Below are 16,176 nucleotides of genomic sequence, written 5' to 3'. Positions count from 1 at the left end.
TCCTAGGCGGCGTCGGTGGTGGTGGATGCGGAGACGGAGGCGGGCTCCAGGTCCGACGGCGAGCTCAGCGTCCCGCGCACGGCCGTGGCAGCGGCCACTACCGGCGAGACCAAATGCGTGCGGCCGCCCTTGCCCTGGCGTCCTTCGAAGTTACGGTTCGAGGTGGATGCGCAGCGCTCCCCCGGTTCGAGCTGGTCCGGGTTCATACCCAGGCACATGGAGCAGCCGGCGAATCGCCACTCGGCACCGAATTCCTTGAACACCTGGTCCAGTCCCTCGGCTTCGGCCTCGAGACGGACGCGCGCCGACCCGGGGACCACCAGCATCCGTACCTTCGGGTCCTTTTCCCGGCCGCGGATAACATCTGCCGCGGCACGTAGGTCCTCGATGCGGGAGTTGGTGCAGGAACCGAGGAACACCGTGTCCACCCGAATGTCCTTCATCGGCGTACCGGCCTCGAGGCCCATGTACTGCAACGCGCGTTCGGCAGCCAGCTTGGCATTTTCGTCGCCGAAGTCCCCGGGGAACGGAACCGCATCGTTGAGTGAAACACCTTGGGCGGGGTTGGTCCCCCATGTAACGAACGGCTCCAAAGCATCGGCGTCTAGGTCCACCTCGACGTCGAAAGTGGCGTCGTCGTCGGTGTGCAGCGTGTTCCAGTATTCGACGGCTGCGTCCCATTCCTCGCCCCGGGGGGCGTGGGGACGGCCGTACATGTAGTCGTACGTGGTCTGGTCCGGAGCCACCAGGCCTGCACGGGCGCCGGCTTCAATCGACATGTTGCAGATGGTCATGCGGGCATCCATTGAGAGCGCGCGGATGGCCGATCCACGGTACTCCAGCACGTAGCCTTGGCCGCCACCCGTGCCGATCTTGGCGATGACCGCCAGGATGATGTCCTTTGCAGACACGCCCGGGCGCAGGGTGCCCTCAACATTGATCGCCATGGTCTTGAACGGCTTGAGGGACAGCGTCTGGGTGGCCATGACGTGTTCCACCTCGGAGGTCCCGATGCCCATGGCCAGCGCACCGAATGCACCGTGCGTGGAAGTGTGGGAATCGCCGCAGACAACCGTCATGCCGGGCTGAGTGAGTCCCAGCTGCGGGCCTACCACGTGCACAATGCCCTGTTCGGCATCGCCGAGCGAGTGCAGGCGGACCCCGAACTCCTGGCAGTTGTTGCGCAAGGTCTGGATCTGCGTGCGGCTGGTGAGATCGGCAATCGGCTTGTCGATGTCCAGGGTGGGAGTGTTGTGGTCCTCGGTCGCGATGGTGAGGTCCGGCCGGCGCAGTTTGCGGCCGGCCAATCGGAGACCCTCAAAGGCCTGGGGCGAAGTCACTTCATGCACGAGGTGCAGGTCGATGAACAGAAGATCGGGCTGGGCGTTGGCTCCTTCGCCTTCGCCCTTGCGCACTACGTGCGCATCCCAAACTTTCTCGGCCAGTGTCTTTCCCACGGCCTGCTCCCTTCACTGCGGTTGGCTTGACTACTTCCACTGAACATCAGCGATTCAAACTGCGCCAGTGAAACAACTTGCATCTCAGATATTGAGACGGCAATATCATTACATGGACAATTCTAGTGGAGTCGGCGTCATCGATAAAGCGGCCCAGGTGCTCGACGCACTTGAGGCGGGACCAACCACCCTTGCTCAGCTTGTGGCCGCAACCGGGCTGGCCCGTCCCACCGTGCACCGGCTGGCACTGGCCCTGGTCCACCACCGTCTTGTGAGCCGTGACATCCAAGGGCGCTTTGTCTTGGGCAGCCGCCTCGTTGAGCTCGCCTCGGCGGCCGGCGAAGACAGGCTCATCGCCTCGGCCGGTCCTGTCCTCATCCAGCTCCGGGACGCCACCGGAGAAAGCGCTCAGATCTTCCGCCGGCAGGGCGACTGGCGCGTGTGCGTCGCTTCGGCCGAACGCCCGATCGGCCTCCGCGACACCATTCCCGTCGGTACCCAGCTGTCCATGAAGGCCGGCTCCGCCGCGCAAATCCTCCTGGCGTGGGAAGACCACGACCGCCTTCTGGACGGACTTCAGAATGCCCGGTTCACGCCGACGGTCCTGGCGGGAGTACGACGTCGGGGCTGGGCTCAGAGCCTGGGCGAACGCGAGCCTGGTGTCGCCTCAGTCTCCGCGCCGGTGCGCGGCCCTTCCGGCCGGGTCATTGCTGCCGTGTCCATCTCGGGCCCCATCGAGCGCCTGACCCGCCAACCCGGAAGGCTCCACGCCGAGGTTGTCTGCAATGCCGCGCGGGTGCTGACGGAGGCCCTGCGCAAGAACAACGACTGATCCGCTCTCCTCAACCCCTCTCTGCTTAGATGGGCGCCCGTCGCAGGGTGGGCGCATGTAGGGTGGGCGCATGAACAGCTTTGCCGTGTTCCTGCGTGGGATCAACGTTGGCGGGATCAACATCAAGATGGCCGACCTCAAAGTGGCCCTCAAGGCATACCCCTTCACCGGGGTCAAGACCCTGCTTGCCAGCGGCAACGTGGTCCTTCAGAGCGATCTGGACGCGGCCGAAGTCAAAGAACAGTGTGAGAAATGCCTGAGGGAGGCATTCGGTTATGACGCCTGGGTAGTGGTGCTGACCGCAGAACGGGTTGCCGAACTGGTGGAAGCCTGCCCCTATCCCGCCGACGACAAGACCACGCACAGCTACATCACCCTGGCTTCGGACACGGCCATGTTGGACGAACTGTTCGACGCCGGCACAGCCCTCGGCACGCCGGGACAGGGCGGCGTCGAACAAGTCCGCTTGGGCCCCGAGGCTTCGGCCTGGCTCGCCCCGGCAGGAGGGACGTTGGACAGCCCCTTCAGCAAGCTCTCTTCAAAGGCCCGCTACAAGGCAAGCACCACCACCCGGAACTTGCGCACGCTCATCAAGGTCAGGGACGCAGCGGGAGCCCTCCAGAAGGACAGCGCTTAGGGCTGAGGACCTGGATGTGGATGCCCGCGGCTGCCGCATGTACAGTCCTCCCAGCCTCTAAGGTGGGAAAGCGTTTGCGACACGGCGAGTAGAGCCATTTGGGGGCTTTCGGGCGGCAAACAAGGGGAGGAAGGTACGGCGTCCGATGTCCCACCCGCACCTAGGGCAAAGAAAAATCCCCCGGAACATGTTGGTTCCGGGGGATTCATATTGTGACCCCAGCGGGATTCGAACCCGCGTTACCGCCGTGAGAGGGCAGCGTACTAGGCCGCTATACGATGGGGCCTTGCACTTTGAATTATTGCGTTTTGAATACCGCTTCCGGCAATCAAGCTGAATGAGTATTTCATACATTCAACGTTGTTTCAAATCGGCGAACCGCTTCAAAACTTCCAAATTACCACGCAAATACATGGACTATTCAGAGCTGGGATACCAGGACTCGAACCTAGAATGACGGTACCAGAAACCGTAGTGTTGCCAATTACACCATATCCCATTGGTGCTTTTAGGCCGGATTCGATGGCGTAAACCTTCGCTCCGTGCCCCTCAGCACGAGTAATTACTTTACCCGAGACTCTCGATGCGCACAAATCGAGCGCACGGTCACGCGACGGGCACCGCCCTACGCTGAATGATCCGCCAATGGGAGCAAAAAACCCTTGCAATACCCCGGACCTTAAGTTTACTCTCGGTAAGTTACCACTCGGTAACCAACGCCAAACACTTGTTTCGTGGCACAGCATCAGGTCACTTCGCCTGTTAGCTGCGTCACATGGGGGGATCCCCGGCAGCAGCGTCGCCGTCGGGAAGTCATCGAGAGGAATTTGCCCATGACACGGAACTCTGCCATCGCCACCAGAACACGCAGCCGGGCCCAGATGATCGCCATCGGTGCGCTGGCCCTCCTACTGATCGCTCTCCTCGGGTTCTACACCTTGGTCATTGGGAAGATCGCCGCAGGATCCGAGCAGCTCAATGACGGCGCAGGACAGGCATCAGCCGGCGCGGGACAGCTCAAGGACGGTGCGGCAAGGCTTGCGGGAGGAGCCGCGGAAGCGGGGACTGGCGCGGCCAAACTGGCTGATGGCGCGTCGAAGGTCCAAACCGGAATCCAGGGCAAGCTGGCCCCAGGAGCCCAGCAGTTGAAGGATGGCGCCGACAAACTGGCTACAGGGGCGGTGAAGATCCAGAACGATGTCAACGCCAAGCTTGCGCCGGGAGTCTACAAAGTGGACAACGGCGCGCAGAAGCTTGCGGCCGGGGCTGTTCAGCTCTCCGCGGCCCTGACCCCGACCCCGGCCGGCAACGCCGAAAACAACCTCGCCGACGGCGCCACGCAGCTCAACAATGGGGCAGTCCAACTCAACAGCGGCGCCGCACAGCTCGACGCCGGCGCTGCCCGACTCGACGCGGGTACCGCGAGTCTGGCGGCTGGCACTGATCAGCTCAAGGGCTACCCGGGCGCCGGAAACGATCCCACCAAGGGAACAGGAACGGCAGCATTGGCCCAGGGGCTGCAGCAGCTCGCCGATGCCGCCAACGGAGTCCAGGGCGTAGTGCCCCTCGCAGTGCTGAGGGCCCAGATCAATATGCTCAACGATGGCGCACATCGCCTTGATGCCGGAGCCTCGCAATTGCAGGCGGGGGCAGGGCAGCTCCAAGCCGGGGCGGGGCAACTGCACGACGGCACCGGAAGGCTCGCCGACGGCACGGGGAAACTGGCGGCAGGAACCGGAAAGCTGACGGCCGGCTTCGCGACGCTCGCCCAGAAGCTCAACAGCCAGGACCCGGCCTCTCCGGGCGTGGTTCTGGGAACTCAGATGCTTGCCGATGGAACGGCAAAGATCCGCGTGGGCATGGACGGCGTTCCGGGTGACCCGGAGCATCCGGGGCTCCTCAAGGCCACGGCCAGCATGACGGATGGAACGTCACGATTGGCGTCGGGCACGGAATCCCTGATGGCGGGCATCAAGGGCAGCCCCGCCGATCCCTCCTCCCCCGGTCTTCTGGACGGCTCCACTGCATTGGCTGCGGGCGCCTCGAAGTTGTCCGAAGGAAACGCCAAACTGGCTGCGGGCTCGGCCCGGCTGTCTACCGGAGCCGACAAACTCGCGGACGGGAATGCCCGGATCGCGGCGGGCACGGCAGAACTCCATCAGGGGGCCGCGGCGGTATCGCCGTCGAGCATGGCTGAAAAATCAGATACCGGCACGGCGCTTGGACTTGTTGGCGTCCTGGGTGCCAGCTCCGTGGGCGCGTTTGTCTTCCTTCGGAAGTTCCGGCTCGGCGCGTAGTCGCCGAAGCCCCGCCGCTGTTCAGGCCAACGGCAATGCTCAGGCGAGCAGCAAGGCTCAGGCGAGCAGTCGCGTCAAGGAGTCTATTTCGTGGCCGGAAAAGTCGGACGTGGCCTCACCTGTACGGTTCAGCCAGACACCTTGCAATCCGGCCGCCGTGGCGCCGTCGGCGTCGAGCAACCGGTTGTCGCCGACGAAGAGCGTCTCGGCCGGAACCGTGCCCAGGCGGCGGACCCCCTCGAGGTATATGGCGGGGTCCGGCTTCGGCACACCAACGGTGTCCGTCCCCACAAGCACCGTGATCCGCGCGAGTCCTGCGCTGTCGAGCTTGACCCGCTGGTAATCGTGGACGTTATTGCTCACGGCGCCATAGGGAATGCCGGCGGCATCCAAGACGTCAAGCACGGGAACTACGTCGCTGAAGGCCCTGACATAGCTGGGCTGCAGGCGGGAGTAGTCGCTGAGCCATGTGTGGGAGTCCTCGCCGCCAAGCTCGACGCCGAAATGCCCTAGCGCCGCACGGCCACGCAGGAGTCGCTGCTCGTTGAAGGTTAACTCGCCCGCCAGGTAGCGGTCATAGAAATGCGTCGTTTCGTGCGTGAAGATCCGTCCGAACTTCTCCCACGCGGCCTGGTCCAGGCCGGGCAGGAGATGTTCGCTCACGTCACGCAGAGCCGTGGTCATGGCGTACTCGAGGTCCACCAGGGTGTCGTCAATGTCGAACAGGACACCCCGGACCGTGCCGAATGACTCATGAAGTGTGTTGATCACGGCGAGCCTGGACTAGCCGCGGAAGGCGCGCAAGCGGGTGAGCGAGGAATCCTTGCCCAGGATGACCATGGATTCAAAAAGCGGCGGCGAGATGCGGCGGCCGGAGATTGCCGTGCGTACGGGGCCGAACGCAAGGCGCGGCTTGATGCCGAGGTCTTCCACCAAGGCCTGCTTGAGCGCCGTCTGGATGCTTTCTGCTGTCCAGTCCTCGACGGGTTCCAGGGCGGCCAACGCAGCGTCCAACACCTCGGTCAGGTTTTCGGGAAGACCCTTGCGGGCGTCGTCCGCGACGTCGATGTGGCCGTCCTGCTTGAAAAGGAAGGCGAGCATCTCGGGTGCCTCGCCCAGAAGGGTGATCCGTTCCTGGACCAGCGGCGCGGCCTCCTCAAGGATCTCTTCCTGGCGCGGGGTCAGGATCTCCCCCACGAAACCGGCAGCGCGCAGGTAGGGAACGAGCCGCTCACAGAAGTCGTCAGGGGCGAGCATACGCACATGCGTGCCGTTGATCGCCTCGGCCTTCTTGATGTCGAAGCGCGCCGGGTTGCCCAGGACATCGTGGATGTCGAAGTTGGCCACGAGCTGCTCCACGGTGAAGATGTCCTCGTCGGCGCTCAGGGACCAGCCCAGAAGCGACAGGTAGTTGAGCAATCCCTCGCGGATGAAGCCACGCTCGCGGTGCAGGAACAGGCTCGATTCCGGATCGCGTTTAGACAGCTTCTTGTTCCCCTGGCCCATGACGTAGGGAAGGTGGCCGAACTCCGGCATGTATTCGGCGACGCCGATGGCGTACAGCGCACGGTAGAGGGCGATCTGACGCGGAGTCGAGCTAAGCAGGTCCTCGCCGCGCAGGATGTGCGTGATGCCCATGAGGGCGTCGTCGACCGGATTCACCAGGGTGTACAGCGGTGCACCATTGGCCCGCACGACGGCAAAGTCGGGCACGGAGCCTGCCTTGAACGTGATCTCCCCGCGCACGAGGTCATTGAAGGTCAAGTCTTCGTCCGGCATACGCAGGCGCAGCACGGCCTGGCGACCTTCGGCCTTGTACTGGGCGAGCTGCTCTTCGGTCACATGCCGGTCGAAGCCGTCGTAGCCGAGCTTGGGATCCCGGCCGGCAGCGCGGTGCCGGGTTTCGATTTCGTCCGGAGTGGAGTACGACTCGTAGATGTGACCGCCGGCCTTCAGCTTGGCGATGACGTCCTGGTAGATGTCGCTGCGCTGCGACTGACGGTACGGTTCATGCGGTCCACCGACCTCGACGCCCTCGTCCCAGTCGATGCCGAGCCACTTCAGCGCATCAAGCAGCTGATGGTAGCTTTCCTCGCTGTCGCGGGCCGAGTCAGTGTCCTCGATACGGAAAATCAGCTTGCCTCCGGTATGCCGGGCGTAGGCCCAGTTGAAGAGGGCCGTACGGATCAATCCGACGTGCGGGGTTCCCGTGGGCGAGGGGCAGAACCGGACGCGGACCGGGGTTTCGGCGTTCACGGCAGGGATGGCGGCAGAGTTCGACGCAGCAACAGTAGTCATAATGGTTCCAACTTTACCGCCTGCCGCTTGGCAGAATCCCCAATGTCACTGGGCTCAAGCAGCAGGCGAACCCGTCAAACCTTCAGCGGCGGACTACCGGATTGGATAAGCGGCCGATGCCTTCGATCTCGATCTCGTAGCGATCGCCCTCCTGTACCAGACCGACGCCGGCCGGAGTGCCTGTCATGATGACGTCGCCGGGCAGCAATGTGAATGCTTGCGAAACGATCGACACGAGTTCACGCACGCTGCGGATCATCTGATTGGTGTTGCCCTCCTGGCGAAGTTCGCCATTGAGCCAGCCCTTGATAGCCAAGTCCTCGGGGTCAAGGTCGGTCTCGATCCACGGGCCCAGGGGCGCGGAGGTGTCGAAGCCCTTGGCGCGCGCCCACTGCAGATCCGTTTTCTGGACGTCGCGGGCCGTGAGGTCGTTGCCGCAGGTATAACCGAAAATGACGTCGTCCACGCGGTTTTCGGGCACGTCCTTGCAAATGCGGCCGATGACGACGCAGAGTTCCGCTTCGAAGGAGACTTCCTCTGAGAACTCGGGCAACACAATGGGGTCGTTGGGGCCAACGACGGCCGTGTTCGGCTTCAGGAAGAGCAGGGGATGCTGCGGAACTTCATTGCCCAGTTCCCTGGCGTGATCAGCAAAGTTCCGGCCGACGCCGATCACCTTGCTGCGCGGAATGATGGGTGCCAGCAAGCGCACGTCTTCGAGCTTGTGGCGGACCGAGGTCCGCTCAACGCCGTTGAAGAAGGGATCGCCGTGAATGACAGTGATGACTTCACTGCCGGGCTCACCTTCGACGACGCCGTAGACGGGATCAGAATCAACAACAAACCGAGCGATACGCATGGTTTCTAGCGTACCGTCCGCACGCGGTCGGTTAGCGCGGCCGGTACGCGCCCCGGCTGCGGACAGTGTCCGCTATCTGCGCAGATAGTCCAGTTGCGCGGCAACCGAGGTTTCCGCAGCCCAGCGCACGGAAGGATCGACGTCGGGATACACGGCATCGGTGACAGCCTGCACCTCGGCCTCCGCCCCGAGTCGTGCGAGGGCCTCACGGATCTGGTCCAGACGCATCTCCCTGTGGGCCCGATACTCCCGGCACACCGCGTCCAACGCCGGCAGGACGGGCCCGTGCGCGGGCAACAGGGTTGCCGGACCAAGTCCTTCAAGTGTGTCGAGGCTCGCGAGGTAGTCCCCTAGCCTGCCGTCGGGATAGTCCAGGACTGTGGTTCCTCGTCCCAGGATGGTGTCACCAGTGAGCACAGAGCCGTCAGTCCCGTCGTCGGGAAGATGGAAGCACACTGAGTCAGAAGTGTGGCCCGGCGTGGCAAGTACGTGGATCTCTACCCCTGCTGCCTTGATGATCTCGTCACCGCGGAGCGGCTCGCCACCGTGGCAGTGCGCCGGGTCCGCCGCACGGACGGGTGCGCCGGTGAGTTCGTGGAAGCGCGCGGACGCCTCGGTATGGTCCTTGTGGCGGTGGGTGATAAGAACGAGCTCAACCGTTCCGCTGGCGGCCAGAGCGGCCAGATGCGTTTCGTCGAGCGGCCCGGGATCGACGACGACCACTCCGGTAGCGTCCGGGGCGGCAATGACGTAGGAATTGGTCCCATCGAGGCTCATCGGCCCCGGATTGGGTGCCAACCGTGAGCGGGTGAGGAAACTGCTGTTCTGGAAAGAGGCGTCATTGACCGGATTCACGATTCCATCTTGGCACATGTCACAAGGCCAGCTGCCCGAGTTGGAGCAGTTGCACAGCGAGCAAAACCGGCACACGACGTAGCATGGTGCCAAGGCATCAGCACAAGCCGGCAGGGCTGATCTACAGCGCGGATTGCCTTGAATGGATGCAGAGGAGTGGTCGAATTGTTCCGGACTCAAATCCCTCGAAGAGGACTTCTCTGGACCACGACGGCGACCGCAACCGTTTGCCTTTCCGTTCTCGCGACCCTTAGTGCTTGTTCGTCCGACGCGGGACCCCGCTCTGCTGCGTCCGCAAAACAGCCAACGGTCGTGATCATCGGAGATTCCCTCAGTACCGGACACGGCACCTCACCCGCTGACGCGTGGCCAAACCTCGTGGAGAACGATCCCCTTTTTCAACAGTTTCAGGCAACCATCGTCAATGCGGCACAGGATGGCAGCGGTTATGTCAGCGTCGGCGACGACGGATCGACCTTCGGTTCCCAGGTGGACGGGGCAGTAACGGACTCCACGCGCTTGGTGGTGTTCTTTGGCTCCGAAAATGATATGGGTGCTGCCCCAGGGGAGACCCAAGTTGCAGCGGCTCGGGCCTTTGCGTCGGTCAAGGTCCGGGCTCCCCATGCCAACATCCTGGTGATTGGTCCACCGTCGTATACGAGTACGCCGGAATCGGAAAGACTCGAGATACGGGACCAGGATAAAGCCGCAGCCCAGCAAGCAGGCGCCGGCTTCGTGGATCCGATTGACCTCGGCTGGATCATGGACGATGCCGAGAACCTGATCGGGCCCGACGGCGACCACCCCTCCGCGGCCGGCCAGCAGTACCTGCAAGCCAAGATGGAAGCACTCATCGAACCACTGATCCAAAGGCCCCAGCCCCAGTAACCCCAGCCCCAGGGACCGGTGGCCCGGAAACCCCTGGCTTCCGGCCAGCCGACTGTTCCCTGGTGAAACGCCGACGGCGGCCTGCCCACCGAAGTGGGGGGCCGCCGTCGGGCATTGCAGAAGCCGCCAAGCCTTACGCGAGGCGGGTCAGCCAGCCGTGCTTGTCCTCAACCGTTCCGGTCTGGATCCCGAGCAGCTGCTCGCGGATCGCCATGGTGGTTTCGCCTGCCTTGGCGTCCTCGGAGCCGATGAACTCGGTCTTGTCCTTGAGCACGCCGATGGGCGTGATGACGGCCGCGGTTCCGCAAGCGAAGACCTCGGCGATCTCTCCTGTTGCCACGCCGTCCCGCCACTCGGCGAGGGTGATCTTGCGTTCTGAAACCTCGCGGCCCATGTCCTTGGCCACCTGGATGACGGAGGACCGGGTCACGCCTTCAAGGATGGTTCCTGTGAGCGCCGGGGTGACCAGCGAGCCGTCCTTCATGACGAAGAAGACGTTCATGCCGCCGAGCTCTTCGACAGCGTCGTCATTGAAGTGGTCCAGGAAGAGGACCTGCTTGCAGCCGTTCTCCTCGGCCTCCATCTGGGCGATCAGGGAAGCAGCATAGTTTCCACCACACTTGGCAGCGCCGGTGCCGCCGCGGCCGGCGCGGGCGTATTCACGGGAGATCCAGATGGACACCGGCTTGAGCTCACCGCCGAAGTAGTTGCCGGCCGGGGACGCGATGACCCGGAAGGAGACCTCGCGGGCGGCGCGGACACCTAGGAACGCCTCCGTGGCGATCATGAACGGGCGCAGGTAAAGGGCTTCGCCGTCGCCGGACGGGACCCATTCCTTGTCCGCCTGCACAAGTTCGCGGATGGCGCCGAGGAAGTACTCCTCCGGCAGTTCCGGGAGGGCCAAGCGGCGGGCCGACTTGTTCAGCCGAGCGGCGTTGGCCTCGGGACGGAAAGTCCATATGGAGCCGTCGGCGTGGCGGTAGGCCTTGAGGCCTTCGAAGATCTCCTGGCCGTAGTGCAGCACTGCCGCGGAAGGATCCAGGGAAATCGGCCCGTAGGCCTCGACGCGGGCACTGTGCCAGCCGCCCTTGCCCTCGGCGTCAACGCTGTAGTCGACAATGACGGTGTTGTCGGTGAAGTAGTCGCCAAATCCCGGGTTTGCCAGGATCGCTGCACGCTCCTCAGCAGACTTCGGGGTCTCCGAGAGCTGCTGGCTGAATTCGACGCCATGGGCAGTCTGAGTCATGTTTCCTCCAGTCGGCCACCTGGCAGAGCGAACCATCTCTTGGAGGATATGGTTCAGCGACGGACCACGGCAGCAGGTAAATAATTCAAGTAAAGCTTACGCCCGAGTACAGGCCCTAAAGTGCGGCTGCGATAGCGTCACCGATGGCCGCGGTGCTGCGGGCTTCGCCGCGGCGGCTTTCGATGTCGGCCACGACTGCGGCTTCGATCCTGCGGGCGGCTGTGGTGTAGCCGAGGTGGTCCAGCAACAGGGCCGCGGACAGGATGGCGGCGGTCGGATCCGCTTTCTGCTGGCCTGCGATGTCCGGAGCGGAACCGTGGACGGGTTCGAACATGGAGGGCGCCGTGCGGTCCATGTTGATGTTGCCCGAGGCTGCCAGGCCGATGCCGCCGGTAATTGCCGCGGCGAGGTCCGTGATGATGTCCCCGAAGAGATTGTCGGTGACAATGACATCGAAACGGGAGGGGTCGGTCACCATGAAGATCGTGGCGGCGTCGATGTGCAGGTAGTCGTGGGTGACCTCGGGGAACTCCTCGGCCACGGCTTCAACAGTGCGCTTCCACAAGTGGCCGGCAAAGACCAGGACGTTGTGCTTGTGGACGAGGGTGACGTGTTTGCGGGGCCGCTCGCTGGCGCGGCGGAACGCGTCACGGACAACACGCTCGACGCCGTGCGCCGTGTTCAGTGACACCTCGGTGGCAACCTCATGGGGGGTACCCCCGCGCAGCGTGCCGCCGTTACCGACGTAGGGACCCTCGGTGCCTTCGCGGACCACGATGAAATCGATATTGCCGGGGTTGGCCAACGGGCTGCCGACCGTACCGTAGAGCCGTGACGGGCGCAGGTTGACAAAGTGGTCCAGGCTGAAACGGAGCTTGAGCAGCATCTCGCGTTCAATGATGCCGGAAGGAATGCGGGTATCCCCCGGGGCTGCACCGACGGCACCGAACAGTATGGCGTCCCGGGTGCGCAGATCAGCCAGGACCTCAGCGGGGAGGGTCTCACCGGTTTCGAGCCAGTGCTGGGCTCCAAGTTTGTATTGGGTCTGCTCCAGGGCGACGCCTTCTTCGGCAACGACCTTTTCCAGGACCTTGAGGGCTTCGGCAATGACTTCGGGGCCAATGCCGTCGCCCGGAATGACAGCCAGATTGATCGTTGCGGCGGGTTGCGTTGCACTCATGTTTTCAGACTGCCAAGGCATCCACATGCTGGTCAAAATCGTCTCAGCATTTGAACTCTCGGGAGCAGCTACCGGCCAGGAACGGGCGAGGCAACCACTGCGACATTCTTGCCCCAGAGATCCCGCGTGTAACAGCTGATCAGGACCAGGCGGTTCGGCACCGCCGTCCATATGGGGCTGTCCTTCAAGGTCGATTTTGTGTAGGTCGTGACGGACTCGACCTTGTACGTCAACGCTCCCGTTGCCGTGACGACTCGGAGCTCATCCCCCGGGGCTGCTGCGTAGCTGAGATGGTTGAACGGCGCGTCGAGGCCCTCCCAACTGTGCCCGATCACGTACGTGGTGTTCGTCGATCCCGCTCCCGGGGTTCCGAACGGACTAAGCCAATATCCGTCCATCGTCTCCGGCGGCTCAATGCTGTGCCCGCCAGTTTCGGCGGGGTCCGGTTGCAGCGGGTGAACCACCACATTTAGGCCGGCCGCCGGGTAGGTAATCTGCATTGGAGCCGACGCCGCAGGTAGCGGCTTTCCCGGCCTAGAGGCAGGTGCGCCCACCGCCACGTAGTTCGCCGCGGGCTTGTTCGCGGGAACCGGCGACGAAAGCGTCCCTGCGTCGTAAGCGGCCGGGTTCGCTGGGCCGGATACACCGTAGATCAGCCAGGACGCAAGCAGCCCCCCGGCGCAGATCGCCAACAGGAGAAGATCCCTGGGACTGATCACCAGGCCACGGATGCCTTCTGCGCGAGGCTGCCGTACGTAGCGGTGACGTGCCATGATCACTCCCGGAGACAGTTAACAAGTGGATGGGTGCCGCACATCGTATTGCAGCACCCACCGGGGTTTGCCTAGCGGTCGGCTTTCCGTGCCCGCACACCGCTCCTCAGGACTACAAATGCGGCCACTGCACTGAAGAGGCCAGTCAGGCCGGCTAGCCAACCGGGGATCCCTGCGTCCGCCTTCCCGCCAACGGCCGTCTGGACGTTGTAGCCCGCATTCGTTATTGCGGCGTCCGGCGCGGCTGCGTCACCTGCCGTAGCGGGAATGACAGCTGCAGGCACGGGCGCTGCCGGCGCGGCGACCGGTGGAACCACAGGGGGAACGACACGAGTGACGACCGGTGGCGCCACTGGCGCCACCTGCTCCACAGGACCCACCGGGTTCACGGGACTCACGGGCGGATTGGTCACCGGCGGGCTGACCACCGGATCCACCGGCGGGCTCGTCACCGGCGGGCTGACCACCGGATCCACCGGCGGGCTCGTCACCGGCGGGCTGACCACCGGATCCACCGGCGGGCTCGTCACCGGCGGGCTGACCACCCGGCAGCCGGCGTTGAGGATGGCGATGTTTTCCGGGGTGAGGTTTTGCCCGTTGGGCATAAAGGCGCCGGCGTTTGCAGGGACGATATCGTTGGTGTCGGCGACATGCCCGGCCAACGCCGCCAAGTCGATGGTCACTGCGACGTATGGGTTCGACGCCGAATGCGTGGCATGGCAGATGGTGATCTTGTCTGAGGGCGCAGCGTTCGCCGACACGGTGGCACCCAGCAATCCCAGGCCCACGACCCCCATAGTCGCAATAGTCCGTTTCATTTCGGTCCCTCCAACCACATCAGGTTCGAGCTGACCAAACTTTGCGGAGTAACCGTCTTCGAGACCCAGGAAAGACAAGTACGGGAAACCTCAACCAGCGAGATGAATCTTGACAGTTACTCCCCAGAAAGTGTCATCAGTTCGCTTGCTTTTCAGGCTAGGTTTCGTTCTCCTGATTAACGCGAGTGGCGGGTACGCGTTTACATGCAGGAGCCAGTGCGCCTTGTCCCGGCTGCTACCTGCTCCGGGTGGGTCACCACTCGCCAGCGCGATGGCGCCACTCGGAAATCCAGCGACCCGCCGGATCCGCCTTCGGACACCGACCGGTCGCAGACGGGAAAGGAACACCCCCTCACCCGTTGGGTGAGGGGGTGTCACGCCCCATATAAGTGAGCGAGTGTTCGCCCAAAAAGCCGCGTATGTGAGCGAGCGTTTGGCTTTAAGGCACCAAAATTGAGCGAGCGTCTAAGTCTCGGCGGGCTCCTCGTAGCGGGGGAAGACCGGGGCCGGCGCCGGGAGCTCCGTGGCGGGGACGATCGGAGTGGCGATTGCAGCGAATTGGCGGGCCTCGCCTTCGGGCTGTCCCAGCACGTCAAGCAGCTTGGCTGCCGACGTCGGCATGATCGGTTGGGCGAGGATCGCTACGATGCGGACAACTTCCAACGTGACGTACAGAACCGTGTTCATGCGCTCGATGTCGGTCTTGCGCAGGACCCACGGGGCCTGCTCGGCAAAGTAGGCGTTGGTGTCACCGAGCACGGCCCAGATTGCCTCGAGGGCGCGGCTGAATTCCTGCTTTTCGAAGGCAGCGCGGGCCACGTCCAGCAGTCCGCCGGCCTGGGCCAGCAGCGCGGAATCCTCGGCCGACAAATCGCCGGGAACCGGAACCTTGCCTTCGCAGTTCTTGGCCACCATGGACAGCGAACGCTGAGCCAGGTTGCCGAAGTTGTTGGCAAGGTCGGCGTTCATGCGGCCAACGATTGCCTCGTGGTTGTAGCTGCCGTCTGCGCCGAAGGGCACTTCGCGGAGGAAGAAGAAGCGCACCTGGTCAAGGCCGTACTGCTCCACGAAATCCTTCGGAGCCACCACGTTGCCGAGGGACTTGGACATCTTGACGCCATTGTTGGTCAGGAAGCCATGGATCATGACCCTCTTGGGCAGTTCCAGGCCGGCGCTCATCAGGAACGCGGGCCAGAAGATCGCATGGAACCGGGAAATGTCCTTGCCGATGACGTGGACGTCCGCCGGCCAGAACTTACGGAACGCCTCCGATTCGGCATCGGGGTAGCCGACTCCCGTCAGGTAATTGGTCAGGGCATCAACCCACACGTACATGACGTGTTTGTCGTTCCCCGGTACCGGGACACCCCAGTCGAAAGTCGTCCGGCTGATGGACAAGTCCTGCAGGCCCTGCTTGACGAAGCTGATGACTTCGTTGAAGCGGTACTGCGGGGCGCCGAATTCCGGCTGCTCTTCATACAATGCCAGCAACTTATCCTGGTAAGAGGACAACCGGAAGAAGTAGCTCTCTTCCGCCGTCCACGTCACTTCGGTGTCGGTACCGCGCGAGTAACGGACGCCGTCGTCCTTCAGGACAGTCTCGTCCTCGGTGTAATAGGCTTCGTCGCGGACCGAATACCACCCCTCGTACTTGGACAGGTAGATGTCCCCCTTGGCTTCCATCTTCTTCCAGATGGCTTGGGAGGCCGCGTAGTGATCTTCATCCGTGGTGCGGATGAAGCGATCGTACGAGATGCCCAAGGCAGCGTGGGCGGCCTTGTAGATTTCGGCATTCCGGTCCACGAGTTCCTTGGGGGTGATGCCTTCCTTTTCCGCCGCCTGGGCAATCTTCATGCCGTGCTCGTCCGTACCGGTCAGGAACATCACGTCGTAGCCGTCGAGGCGCTTGAACCGGGCCATCGCGTCGGTGGCAATGTACTCATAGGCATGGCCGATGTGCGGCTCGCCGTTCGGGTACGTAATTGCAGTGGTGATGTAGAACGGGGGTTTTTCTGGAGACGTCACTCTACGAAGTT

14 protein-coding genes and 2 tRNA genes are annotated in these 16,176 nt (G+C 63.4%); 4 read left to right on the top strand and 12 right to left on the bottom strand.

What is annotated here, in order from left to right; genetic code table 11:
* Positions 1-2: 2 nt before the first annotated feature.
* Entirely contained in the window at positions 3-1,457 is a 1,455-nt protein-coding gene (gene leuC / locus AC3ANQ_RS09460; protein ID WP_488304840.1) for a 3-isopropylmalate dehydratase large subunit, read from the bottom strand.
* 112 nt (positions 1,458-1,569) lie between these two features.
* Between leuC and AC3ANQ_RS09455 the strand changes: the two genes are divergently transcribed.
* Positions 1,570-2,289: an IclR family transcriptional regulator gene (locus AC3ANQ_RS09455; protein WP_028264661.1), complete on the top strand. Its 720-nt coding sequence runs from the start codon at positions 1,570-1,572 to the stop codon at positions 2,287-2,289.
* A 70-nt stretch (positions 2,290-2,359) separates the two neighbouring features.
* Positions 2,360-2,926, top strand: a complete 567-nt coding sequence (locus tag AC3ANQ_RS09450) for a DUF1697 domain-containing protein (RefSeq protein ID WP_488304839.1) — start codon at positions 2,360-2,362, stop codon at positions 2,924-2,926.
* A 213-nt stretch (positions 2,927-3,139) separates the two neighbouring features.
* Here the strand turns inward: AC3ANQ_RS09450 and AC3ANQ_RS09445 are convergent.
* Positions 3,140-3,212: transfer RNA gene (locus tag AC3ANQ_RS09445), tRNA-Glu, on the bottom strand.
* Between the two features lie 141 nt (positions 3,213-3,353).
* A tRNA-Gln gene (locus AC3ANQ_RS09440) sits at positions 3,354-3,425 on the bottom strand.
* 334 nt (positions 3,426-3,759) lie between these two features.
* Between AC3ANQ_RS09440 and AC3ANQ_RS09435 the strand changes: the two genes are divergently transcribed.
* On the top strand, positions 3,760-5,223 hold the full coding sequence (locus AC3ANQ_RS09435) for a hypothetical protein (RefSeq protein ID WP_488304838.1): 1,464 nt from the start codon (positions 3,760-3,762) through the stop codon (positions 5,221-5,223).
* A gap of 57 nt (positions 5,224-5,280) precedes the next feature.
* Here the strand turns inward: AC3ANQ_RS09435 and AC3ANQ_RS09430 are convergent, their stop codons facing one another.
* From AC3ANQ_RS09430 to AC3ANQ_RS09415, 4 genes are all read right to left on the bottom strand, one after another.
* Positions 5,281-5,994, bottom strand: coding sequence for an HAD family hydrolase (locus AC3ANQ_RS09430; RefSeq protein ID WP_488304837.1), 714 nt, complete (start codon positions 5,992-5,994; stop codon positions 5,281-5,283).
* 12 nt (positions 5,995-6,006) lie between these two features.
* Positions 6,007-7,521 (bottom strand): glutamate--tRNA ligase, encoded by a 1,515-nt coding sequence (gltX, locus tag AC3ANQ_RS09425; protein WP_488304836.1) that lies wholly within the window; start codon positions 7,519-7,521, stop codon positions 6,007-6,009.
* A gap of 82 nt (positions 7,522-7,603) precedes the next feature.
* Entirely contained in the window at positions 7,604-8,380 is a 777-nt protein-coding gene (locus AC3ANQ_RS09420) for a fumarylacetoacetate hydrolase family protein (protein ID WP_488304835.1), read from the bottom strand.
* Between the two features lie 72 nt (positions 8,381-8,452).
* Positions 8,453-9,235 carry an MBL fold metallo-hydrolase gene (locus AC3ANQ_RS09415; RefSeq protein WP_488304834.1) on the bottom strand — a complete coding sequence of 261 codons (783 nt, stop codon included), beginning with the start codon at positions 9,233-9,235 and terminating at the stop codon, positions 8,453-8,455.
* 312 nt (positions 9,236-9,547) lie between these two features.
* On the opposite strand from AC3ANQ_RS09415, the gene AC3ANQ_RS09410 reads away from it, so the two are divergent.
* A complete protein-coding gene (locus AC3ANQ_RS09410) occupies positions 9,548-10,123 on the top strand; it encodes an SGNH/GDSL hydrolase family protein (protein ID WP_488304833.1) in 576 nt (191 codons plus the stop codon).
* 133 nt (positions 10,124-10,256) lie between these two features.
* Here AC3ANQ_RS09410 and AC3ANQ_RS09405 read toward each other — a convergent pair whose 3' ends face one another.
* The 5 genes from AC3ANQ_RS09405 to metG form a co-directional block, all read right to left on the bottom strand.
* Entirely contained in the window at positions 10,257-11,369 is a 1,113-nt protein-coding gene (locus AC3ANQ_RS09405) for a branched-chain amino acid aminotransferase (RefSeq protein ID WP_488304832.1), read from the bottom strand.
* Positions 11,370-11,484: 115 nt separating this feature from the next.
* Entirely contained in the window at positions 11,485-12,549 is a 1,065-nt protein-coding gene (locus AC3ANQ_RS09400) for a 3-isopropylmalate dehydrogenase (protein WP_488304831.1), read from the bottom strand.
* Between the two features lie 68 nt (positions 12,550-12,617).
* The gene (locus tag AC3ANQ_RS09395; RefSeq protein WP_488304830.1) at positions 12,618-13,322 is read right to left on the bottom strand and encodes a class F sortase; all 705 of its coding nucleotides are present in this window, start codon (positions 13,320-13,322) and stop codon (positions 12,618-12,620) included.
* A 71-nt stretch (positions 13,323-13,393) separates the two neighbouring features.
* Positions 13,394-14,140 carry a hypothetical protein gene (locus AC3ANQ_RS09390; RefSeq protein ID WP_488304829.1) on the bottom strand — a complete coding sequence of 249 codons (747 nt, stop codon included), beginning with the start codon at positions 14,138-14,140 and terminating at the stop codon, positions 13,394-13,396.
* 465 nt (positions 14,141-14,605) lie between these two features.
* The gene (gene metG, locus AC3ANQ_RS09385) at positions 14,606-16,165 is read right to left on the bottom strand and encodes a methionine--tRNA ligase (protein ID WP_488304828.1); all 1,560 of its coding nucleotides are present in this window, start codon (positions 16,163-16,165) and stop codon (positions 14,606-14,608) included.
* Positions 16,166-16,176: the final 11 nt, after the last annotated feature.

It is taken from the genome of Arthrobacter sp. DMZ02-1R (genome assembly GCF_057747935.1).
This window is presented reverse-complemented; position numbering and strand designations above follow the sequence as displayed.